This is a genomic window from Streptomyces sp. adm13(2018), from assembly GCF_008042145.1.
Taxonomy (GTDB): domain Bacteria; phylum Actinomycetota; class Actinomycetes; order Streptomycetales; family Streptomycetaceae; genus Streptomyces.
Map to the genome: position 1 here is coordinate 437,031 of NZ_RDBH01000129.1, position 9,468 is coordinate 446,498.

At 72.7% G+C, this 9,468-nt stretch carries 8 protein-coding genes; 2 read left to right on the forward strand and 6 right to left on the reverse strand.

All coding sequences use genetic code 11. The features are described 5' to 3' along the window. Positions 1-13: 13 nt before the first annotated feature. Positions 14-1,621 (reverse strand): carboxyl transferase domain-containing protein, encoded by a 1,608-nt coding sequence (locus EAO70_RS18650; protein WP_148004051.1) that lies wholly within the window; start codon positions 1,619-1,621, stop codon positions 14-16. Positions 1,622-1,708: 87 nt separating this feature from the next. On the opposite strand from EAO70_RS18650, the gene EAO70_RS18655 reads away from it, so the two are divergent. Together EAO70_RS18655 and EAO70_RS18660 are read left to right on the forward strand one after the other, a co-directional pair. Continuing rightward, the gene (locus EAO70_RS18655) at positions 1,709-2,317 is read left to right on the forward strand and encodes a TetR/AcrR family transcriptional regulator (protein ID WP_148004052.1); all 609 of its coding nucleotides are present in this window, start codon (positions 1,709-1,711) and stop codon (positions 2,315-2,317) included. 76 nt (positions 2,318-2,393) lie between these two features. After that, positions 2,394-3,167 carry a phosphatase gene (locus EAO70_RS18660; RefSeq protein ID WP_148004053.1) on the forward strand — a complete coding sequence of 258 codons (774 nt, stop codon included), beginning with the start codon at positions 2,394-2,396 and terminating at the stop codon, positions 3,165-3,167. Between the two features lie 93 nt (positions 3,168-3,260). Here EAO70_RS18660 and EAO70_RS38010 read toward each other — a convergent pair whose 3' ends face one another. From EAO70_RS38010 to EAO70_RS18680, 5 genes are all read right to left on the reverse strand, one after another. Further along, entirely contained in the window at positions 3,261-5,471 is a 2,211-nt protein-coding gene (locus tag EAO70_RS38010; RefSeq protein ID WP_187283944.1) for an FG-GAP repeat domain-containing protein, read from the reverse strand. 103 nt (positions 5,472-5,574) lie between these two features. After that, complete coding sequence (locus EAO70_RS18665; protein WP_148004054.1) at positions 5,575-6,534, reverse strand: cation diffusion facilitator family transporter; 960 nt, start codon at positions 6,532-6,534, stop codon at positions 5,575-5,577. 20 nt (positions 6,535-6,554) lie between these two features. Next, positions 6,555-7,427 carry an acyl-CoA thioesterase gene (locus tag EAO70_RS18670; RefSeq protein WP_148004055.1) on the reverse strand — a complete coding sequence of 291 codons (873 nt, stop codon included), beginning with the start codon at positions 7,425-7,427 and terminating at the stop codon, positions 6,555-6,557. Then, the gene (locus tag EAO70_RS18675; protein ID WP_148004056.1) at positions 7,428-8,585 is read right to left on the reverse strand and encodes an acyl-CoA dehydrogenase family protein; all 1,158 of its coding nucleotides are present in this window, start codon (positions 8,583-8,585) and stop codon (positions 7,428-7,430) included. A gap of 76 nt (positions 8,586-8,661) precedes the next feature. After that, the coding region (locus EAO70_RS18680) for an XRE family transcriptional regulator (RefSeq protein ID WP_148005222.1) at positions 8,662-9,468 on the reverse strand (807 nt) is incomplete at its 5' end.

Below are 9,468 nucleotides of genomic sequence, written 5' to 3' on the forward strand. Positions count from 1 at the left end.
CGTCCTCACACCCTCACATCCGGAAGACGCCGAACTGGGGGTCTCCCAGGGGCGCGTTGGCACAGGCGGTCAGGGCCAGCCCGAGGACCTGCCGGGTCTCCAGCGGGTCGATGACCCCGTCGTCCCAGAGCCGGGCGCTCGCGTAGTAGGCGCTGCCCTGGGTCTCGTACTGCTCGCGGATCGGCGCCTTGAACGCCTCTTCCTCCTCGGCGCTCCAGCCGTCGCCGAGCTGGTCGCGCTTCACGGTCGCAAGGACCGAGGCGGCCTGCTCGCCGCCCATGACCGAGATCTTGGCGTTCGGCCACATCCACAGGAAGCGCGGCGAGTACGCCCGGCCGCACATCGAGTAGTTGCCCGCGCCGTACGAACCGCCGACGACGACCGTGAGCTTCGGGACCCGGGTGGTGGCCACGGCCGTGACCATCTTCGCGCCGTGCTTGGCGATGCCGCCGTGCTCGTACGCCTTGCCGACCATGAAGCCCGTGATGTTCTGCAGGAAGACCAGCGGGATGCCGCGCTGGTCGCACAGCTCGATGAAGTGGGCGCCCTTCTGGGCGGACTCGGCGAACAGGATGCCGTTGTTGGCGACGATGCCGACCGGGTGCCCGTGGATCCGGGCGAAGCCGGTGATCAGCGTCTGCCCGTACTCGGACTTGAACTCCTGGAAGCGGGAGCCGTCCACGACCCGGGCGATGACCTCGCGCACGTCGTAGGGGGTGCGGGAGTCCACCGGCACCGCGCCGTACAGCCCGTACGGGTCGACCTTCGGCTCCTCGACGGGCTCGACGGACCAGGGCAGCGGGCCGCGCCCGGGGAGCGTCGCCACGATGTTCCGGACGATCCGCAGCGCGTGGGCGTCGTCCTCGGCGAGGTGGTCGGTGACGCCGGAGATCCGGGAGTGGACCTCGCCGCCGCCCAGCTCCTCCGCCGTCACGACCTCACCGGTCGCCGCCTTCACCAGCGGCGGACCGCCGAGGAAGATCGTGCCCTGGTTCCGCACGATCACGGCCTCGTCGGACATCGCCGGGACGTACGCGCCGCCGGCCGTGCACGAGCCGAGGACGGCCGCGATCTGCGGGATGCCCGCGGCGGACATCCGGGCCTGGTTGTAGAAGATCCGGCCGAAGTGCTCCCGGTCGGGGAAGACCTCGTCCTGCATCGGCAGGAACGCGCCGCCCGAGTCGACCAGGTAGAGGCAGGGGAGACGGTTCTCCAGGGCCACCTCCTGGGCCCGGAGGTGCTTCTTCACCGTCATCGGGTAGTACGTGCCGCCCTTGACCGTGGCGTCGTTGGCGACGATCACGCACTCGCGGCCCGAAACCCGGCCGATGCCCGCGATGACGCCGGCCGCCGGGGCCGCGTCCCCGTACATGCCGTTCGCCGCCAGCGGCGCCAGCTCCAGGAAGGGCGAACCGGGGTCGAGCAGGGTGTCCACCCGGTCCCTCGGCAGCAGCTTCCCGCGCGCGGTGTGCCGGGCCCGGGACTTCTCACCGCCGCCCAGCGCCGCCGCCGCGAGCCTGGCGCGCAGGTCGGCCGCCAGCTCGTGGTGGGCCGCCTCGTTCGCCTGCCAGGCCGGCGAGGCGGGGTCCGCCGCACTCGCCAGCACAGGTGCCTGCTGCATCCGTCGAGCTCCCTTGCTCGGTTAATGAGCGTTAACGTATGGCGTTCAGGTTAACGACCGCTAACCGGGTTGTCTAGAATCGAATCCATGACCACCACCCCGACCACGGCCCGGACCGCCACCGGCAGGACCGACGCCCCGACGCGGCGCGAGCAGATCCTCAAGGAGGCCGCCCGCCTCTTCGCCGAGCGCGGCTTCCACGGCGTGGGCGTGGACGAGATAGGGGCGGCGGTCGGCATCAGCGGCCCCGGCCTCTACCGCCACTTCCCCGGCAAGGACGCGATGCTCGCCGAGCTCCTCGTCGGCATCAGCGAGCGGCTCCTCGACGGCGGCCGGCTGCGGGTCGGCGAGACCACCGGCGACCCCGAGGCCCTGCTCGGCGCCCTCATCGACGGCCACATCGACTTCGCCCTCGACGACCGGCCCCTGATCACCCTCCACGACCGCGAGCTGGACCGGCTCAAGGACGAGGACCGCAAGCGGGTGCGGCAGCTCCAGCGCCAGTACGTCGAGCTGTGGGTGGCGGTGGTGCGCGAGCTGTACCCGGACGCGGGGGAGTCGGAGTCGCGGACGGCGGTCCACGCGGTGTTCGGCCTGCTCAACTCGACGCCGCACCTCGACGCCGTGGGTCGCCGGCCCATGGAGGACCTCCTCAGACGCCTCGCCCACGGGGCCTTCGGGGCGCTCGGACGCTGAGCCGCGCCCCGGTCCCGCCGGGTCCACGGGGCGGAACGATTGCCCACGGCGACGGGCCGTCGTCCAGAATGAACCCATGCCGATACTCAGCCGCCCCGCCCTCGTCGAGCACCTCGTCCGCAGCCGGATCGCGGGAGACGTCGCCACCCCGCGCGACAACAACCTCTCCCACTACCGCAAGCTCGCCAACGGCGACCGGCACTACTGGCTCGGCCTGGAGCTCGGCGACCGCTGGACCGACGAGCAGGACGTGCTCGCCGTGATGGCCGAGCGCTGCGGCGTGATCGACGACCCGGCCCACCGTTCCGGCCAGGACACCATCGACCCCGAGCTGACCGTCGACGGCCTGGAGCGGATGGCCGCCCGGCTGCGCAAGGCCGCCGACGGCCGGGAGCGGGTCCTCTTCGCCACCGGCCACCCCGGCGCGCTGATCGACGTGCACCACAAGGTCGCGGCGGCGCTGCGGGCCGAGGGCTGCGACATCGTGAAGATCCCCGGCGGGCTCGTCGCCGACGAGGGGTACGTCGTGCAGTTCGCCGACGTCGCCGTCTTCGAGCGCGGCGCGAGCCTCTGGCACACCCATTCCCCGGAGCCCATGAACGCGATCCTCGACGCGCTCGGCGAGGACGGCCGCCCCGACCTGGTGATCGCGGACCACGGCTGGGCCGGGCGCGCGGGCCAGCGGGGGATCGACTCCGTGGGCTACGCCGACTGCAACGACCCCGCCCTCTTCATCGGCGAGGCGGAGGGCACGATGCAGGTCACGATCCCCCTGGACGACCACGTCCTTGACCCGCGCTACTACGAGCCGATGACGGCGTACACGCTGAACGCGGCGGGCCTCCTCTAGCCGCCCGGAGCCCCCGGCCACGGTGACGGGAACGCCCCGCGCCGGGGGGCGCGGGGCGTCCGTGTCCGGGGTCCCCCCCTCTGCGGTGAGGGATCAGAAGACGACGGGGGCGGGGGCGTCGTACGGGGAGCTGTACGGCGAGACGACGCCGAGGTGCGTTCCCCGCCCGAACGGGGCCTTCCAGTCGCCGGTGCCCTTGTAGACGTGGAGCAGCGTGGACTGCGGCAACCCGCTCTCCGCGATCAGGTCCGCCCGGCCGTCCCGGTCCACGTCGCCGACGTTGCCGATGTGCCGGAACTGCTTCCACCCGTCGCCGACCTTGCTGCGGGCCGCGAACGTGCCGTCGCCCTTGCCGAGGTACAGCCACAGCACGCCGTCCCGGTCGCGGGCCAGGAGGTCGCCGGACTTCGCGCCGCCGATGTCGCCCGGGGCGGTGAGCAGGTCGTACGTGTTCCACCCGCCGCCGACGCGGACGCGCGCCTCGAACGGCTTGGCGGCGTCGCCGGTGGCCTTGTACAGCCACAGCACACCCGCCGTGTCGGTGGCGACGAGGTCGGGGCGGCCGTCACCGGTCAGGTCGGAGCCCGCCGCGAACGTCGTGTAGACGCCCCATCCGGAGCCGACCCGGACCCGCGGCGCGAGGGAGTGTCCGGTGCCCGGGTAGAGCCACAGCACGCCGTCCTTGTCGCGGGCGACGACGTCCGCGTACGGGGTCGCGTCGAGGTTCCCGGCGGACAGCAGCCGGTCGTACACGGACCAGCCGCCGCCCCGCTCGGTCCGCTCCCACGGCTCCGTCGGGTGCGCGACGAACTGCCGGACGTCGTACGAGGCGAGGCGGCCGGTGCTGTCGCGGACGAGCAGGTCGGGGGAGCCGCTGTCGGAGTAGTCGTGCGGGGCGGTGCCGCTGGCGACCTGGAGGGTGCCGTTCCGCGTGACCGACCCGCCGACGCCGTTGAGGGGCGAGACGTCCACCTCCCACGCGTAGGCGCCGTTGTATGCGGCGGTCCCGTTCGTGAAGGTCCCGTCCCAGGCGAAGGCGGCCTCGGTGGCCGTCCCCAGGAGGTCCTTGCCGACCGTCCAGGACTTGCCCGTCGCCTTGTGCGTCAGCTTGAGGCTGACCTTCACGTCGCCCCGGTTGAGCTTCCACCGCAGCTCCGCCGTGGACCCGGCCGTGCCGAAGCCCGCGGTGGCGGGCACCTGCTCGTCCACGACGGCGACGGGCGTCCGCACGCCGTCGGTCGCCACCTGGGTCACGGCGGGTCGGCCGTCACCGTCGGGAGCGATGCGGTACAGGCCCTTGCCGTGCTCCGCGGTGCTGCCCTGCGCCAGCAGGCCGTCGCCGGACGCCGACATGTTCCGCAGGCCGCCGAGGAGACCGGTGACGGTCGTGCCGTCCTTGAGGGAGACGGCCGAGAGCTCCCTCTCGGACGCGCCGGACAGGACCCAGTCGCCGAGCAGGGCGATCGATGCGAAGAGCCCGCCGTCGGTGTCGAGCGTCGAGTGCCGCGTCGACCCCGCCGCTCCCCGAACGGCCGTCACCAGGGTCACGGAGCCGTCGGGGTTGCTCTCGGACCAGGCCAGGTGGGTGGCCGAGATCGCGATCTGGGACGCGTAGTAGAGGCGGGGTACGGCCCGGTCCTCGACGACCTTCGCCTCCGCGAGGTCGACGACGGCCAGGTGCTTCACGCCGGAGACCTCGTACCAGACGACGAGAGCGCCGGAGGGCGAGTACCTGAGGTCCCGGATCTGCGCATCCGCGGGAAGGCCCTGCACCTGGCGGTGCACGACGGAACTCGCGGGCTTGGAGACGAGGTGGAGGCTGTTACCGCCGCGGACCATCACGAGGGTGTCCCTCGCGACCTCCCAGAGCTCCGCCCCCTCGCCGACGGAGCCGGCGTCGATGTCGACGGGCTCGCCGCCCGCCATGTCCAGGAGCCGGTAGCTGCTCACTCCCGTCTGCACCGCGACGAGGTCGCTGTCCGTGGCCGCGGTGGGGTTGACGAAGTCGGGAGCGCCCTTGGGCAGGGTGGTCGCGGACCCGTCCGCGGACCGGCGCCACTGCCAGGTGGTGTTCACGCCGTCGTGGGACCGGACGAAGGTCACGAAGCCCGTCGAGCCGGCACCGTACAGCGCCTCGCCGGAGGCGAGGGCGAAGGGCCCCGTCTGCTGCTCCACCGCGACGGCGGTGGCGGCCCTGGGGGCCGCGAGGGCGGGGGCGGCGGCCATGGCCGTCCCTGCCGTCACGGCGAGGGTGACGGTGACCGCGACAGCGAGATTCCGGCCGGCCGGGGTGAGGTACTTCAAGAGGCTTCCTCCGAGCTGTGGTTGCGGCGTCCCTACGCCACAACCACTGGACCCGCGACCGCCCCGCAAGGTTGTGCGGAATGCGCAAGGAAGATCGATTTCGTCAGATCGGGTCCGGATCGGAGGGCCGCCGCTCCCGGCGCTGCCCCACGCCCGGCGTCGGGTCCAGGTACACCCGGCGGATCGACGGGAAGCGCTCCCGGAGCTGGGACTCGGCGTCCTCGCACGCCCACTCGACCTGCGCCGCGGACGCCACGTCCCGGAAGTCGACCTTCGCCGCGATCAGCACCTCGCCCGGCCCCTGGATGAGCGTCGTCAGGTCGAGGACGTCCACGATGTGCGGGACGGAGAGCAGTTCCTCGCGGATCTCGGCCCGCACCCGCTTCGGGAGCGGCCGGCCGATGAGGAGTTCGGCGTTGGAGCGGCCCAGCACCCAGGCCACGTACACCAGGAGCAGGCCGATGAGGATCGACGCGACGCCGTCCCAGACGCTGGAGCCGGTGAGCTGCACGCCGAGGAGGCCGCCCGCCGCCAGCATCAGGCCGGCCAGGGCGGCGGAGTCCTCCATCACCACCGCCTTCACCGTGGTGTCGGGGGTGAGGCGGAGGTAGCGGGCGAAGGGGATCCGGGAGCGTTCCGCCTCGGCCCGCATCTGCCGCACGCCGGTCCTGAGCGAGAAGCCCTCCAGGACGAAGGCGACGGCCAGCACGATGTAGGAGATCAGCGGGTCGCCGACCTCCTCGCCGTGGGTGAGGGTGTGGACGCCGTCGTAGACCGAGAAGACCGCGCCGCCGACGAAGGTCGCCACGGCCGCGAGCAGCGCCCAGACGTACCGCTCGCCCGCGTAGCCGACGGGATGGTCCTCGTCGGCCGGCTTCTCGCTCCGCTTGAGCGCGGTGAGCAGCATGACCTCGGTGACGGTGTCGGCGACCGAGTGGGCGGCCTCCGACAGCATCGCGCTGGATCCGCTGACGATGCCGGCGACGGCCTTGGCGGCGGCGATCCCCAGATTCGCCACCGCCGCCACGATCACCGTGAACGTGCTCTCGCCCTGTTCCGCCATGGACCGGACGTTATGTCCGGTCAGTCGCGGGGAACGCGAACGACACCCTCCTGGATGACCGAGATGGCGAGCCTGCCGTCCTGGGTGTAGATCCGTGCCTGGCCCAGGCCGCGCCCGCCGGACGCGGTGGGCGACTCCTGGTCGTAGAGGAGCCATTCGTCGGCCCGGAAGGGGCGGTGGAACCACATCGCGTGGTCCAGGGACGCCCCGACGACGTCCCCGACGGCCCAGCCGCCCCGCCCGTGCGCGAGCAGGACGGAGTCGAGCAGCGTCATGTCGGAGACGTAGGTGGCGAGGACGACGTGCAGCAGGGGGTCGTCGGCCAGCTTGCCGTTGGTGCGGAACCAGACCTGGGAGCGCGGCTCGCGCGGCTCGCCGACCGAGCCCCACGGGGGGACGTCGGCGTAGCGGAGGTCGACGGCCGCCCGGGCCTCGATCAGCCGGTCCGCGACCGCGCGCGGGAGGTGACGGGGCAGCATCTCGGCCGGGGTGGGCAGCGACTCCGGGTCCGGCGCGGCCGGCAGGGCGGCCTGGTGGTCGAGCCCCTCCTCGTACGTCTGGAACGACGCCGAGAGGTGGAAGATCGGCTGTCCGTGCTGGACGGCGACGACCCGCCGGGTGGTGAAGGAGCGTCCGTCGCGGATGCGGTCGACCGTGTAGACGATCGGCGCGCCCGGATCCCCGGGGCGGAGGAAGTACGCGTGGAGCGAGTGCGCCGGGCGGTCCTCGGGCACGGTCCGGCCGGCCGCCACCAGGGCCTGGGCGGCCACCTGGCCGCCGAAGACCCGGGGGACGAGCGCGGAGCGGGACTCGCCCCGGAAGATGTCCCGCTCGATCCGCTCCAGGTCGAGCAGATCGAGCAGGCCATCCAGCGCCGTGGGGGCGTGGGGCACCTACAGGCCCATCGACTTGGCGATGATCGACTTCATGATCTCGCTGGTGCCGCCGTAGATGCGGTTGACGCGGTTGTCGGCGTACAGGCGCGCGATCGGGTACTCGTTCATGTAGCCGTAGCCGCCGTGCAGCTGGAGGCAGCGGTCGATGACGCGGTGCGCGACCTCGGTGCAGAAGAGCTTGGCGCTCGCGGCCTCGGCCGGGGACAGCTCGCCCGCGTCCAGGGCCTCCAGGGCGCGGTCCGCGACCGCCTCGGCGGCGTCGACCTCGGCCTGGCAGGCGGCCAGCTCGAACTTGGTGTTCTGGAAGTGCGCGACCGGCTTGCCGAAGACGGTGCGGTCCTGCACGTACTCCTTGGCGAACCGGACGGCGGCCTTGGCCTGCGCGTACGCGCCGAAGGCGATGCCCCAGCGCTCGGAGGCCAGGTTGTGGCCGAGGTAGGAGAAGCCCTTGCCCTCCTCGCCGAGGAGGTCCTCGACGGGCACCTTGACGTCGACGAAGGCCAGCTCGGCCGTGTCGGAGGTGCGCAGGCCGAGCTTGTCCAGCTTGCGGCCGATGGAGTAGCCCTCGGACTTCGTGTCCACGGCGAAGAGGGAGATGCCGAAGCGGCGGTCCTCGGCCGTGGGGGCGGAGGTGCGGGCGCAGACGATCACGCGGTCGGCGTGGACGCCACCGGTGATGAAGGTCTTCGAGCCGTTGAGGACGTAGTGCGTGCCGTCCTCGGAGAGCTTGGCGGTGGTCTTCATGCCCGCGACGTCGGAGCCGGTGCCCGGCTCGGTCATCGCGAGGGCCCACATCTCCTCGCCGGTGACGAACTTCGGCAGGTAGCGCTTCTTCTGGTCGCCGGTGGCGAGCATCTTGATGTACGGCAGGGCCAGCAGCACGTGGACGCCGGAGCCGCCGAACTGCACGCCCGCGCGCGAGGTCTCCTCGTAGAGGACGGCCTCGAACTTGTGGGTGTCCAGGCCCGCGCCGCCGAACTCCTCGGGCACGTTGATGCCGAAGACGCCCAGCTCGCCGAGCTTGTCGTAGAACGCGCGCGGCGCCTGGCCGGCCGCGAACCACTCGTCGTAGACCGGCACGACCTCGGCCTCGATGAAGGCGCGGATGGTCTCCCGGAACGCCTCGTGGTCCTCGTTGAATACGGTACGGCGCACGGTGCGGCTCCTCCGGTGTGCGGGCCCAGTTGTCTAAGCGCTTGCTCAGTCTGTCGTCAACGAAGTTACCCAGCAGTCACCCGCCCTGTCCAGACTCCTCGCCTGTGATCCAGGCCCGCCCCACGGAGTCGTACCCGTACACGGGCCGCCCCTTCGCCCCGCTCGTCCGGAACGGCGCGCCGTCCTCGTCCCCGATCCGGACCGTCCCCCGGCGCCCCTCCGAGCTCCACTCCAGCTCCAGGTACCAGCGGCAGTCGCAGCCCGCCGTCCCCGCCGAGACCAGCAGTTCCTCCGGCTCGCCGACGCTCACCGCGTACGGGAAGGAGACCGCCGGAATCGTCCGGCCCTCCTGCCCGGAGGCGTCGTACCCGTCCCGCGCCCGCGCCACCGGCCGGGGCCGGTCCAGGTCCACCTCGAAACGGCGCGGGGTCACCGCCCCGCCGCACCCGTCGTCCATCCGGTACGCCGTCCACGGCAGCGGCCTGCCGCGCTCGACCACCCGCACGTGCAGGGCCTGGAGCACCACGGCCGCCGTGCCCTTCCCCTGCACCGACACCCGCACGAGCGTCTTCCCGCCGTCCACGGCGCCCCGCGCCGCCGCCCAGCTCCGCGCGTCGGCGGCCTCCGGCGGGGGAGGGGGCGTGCGCCGGACGAGGTAGGTGTGCCCGCAGCCGTTCTCCCAGAGGTCGGAGGCGACCGTCCAGGTGAGCGGCGCCGGTGGCGCGGCGGGCTGCCGGGGGGCCTTCCCGGGCAGGAGTACGGCTCCGAGGGCGACCGTCACCACGACCGCCAGCGCCCCGCCGACCACGCCCGGCCACCCCCAGCGACGCCTCCGCCGCTCGGACGGGAGGCCGGACGCGCGCGCGTGCACAGGGTCCAGCTC

Bases quoted from the DNA above. Each gene is read 5' to 3' on its own strand.
- EAO70_RS18650 (WP_148004051.1), bottom strand. From the start codon at position 1,621: ATGCAGCAGGCACCTGTGCTGGCGAGTGCGGCGGACCCCGCCTCGCCG.
- EAO70_RS18655 (WP_148004052.1), top strand. From the start codon at position 1,709: ATGACCACCACCCCGACCACGGCCCGGACCGCCACCGGCAGGACCGAC.
- EAO70_RS18660 (WP_148004053.1), top strand. From the start codon at position 2,394: ATGCCGATACTCAGCCGCCCCGCCCTCGTCGAGCACCTCGTCCGCAGC.
- EAO70_RS18665 (WP_148004054.1), bottom strand. From the start codon at position 6,534: ATGGCGGAACAGGGCGAGAGCACGTTCACGGTGATCGTGGCGGCGGTG.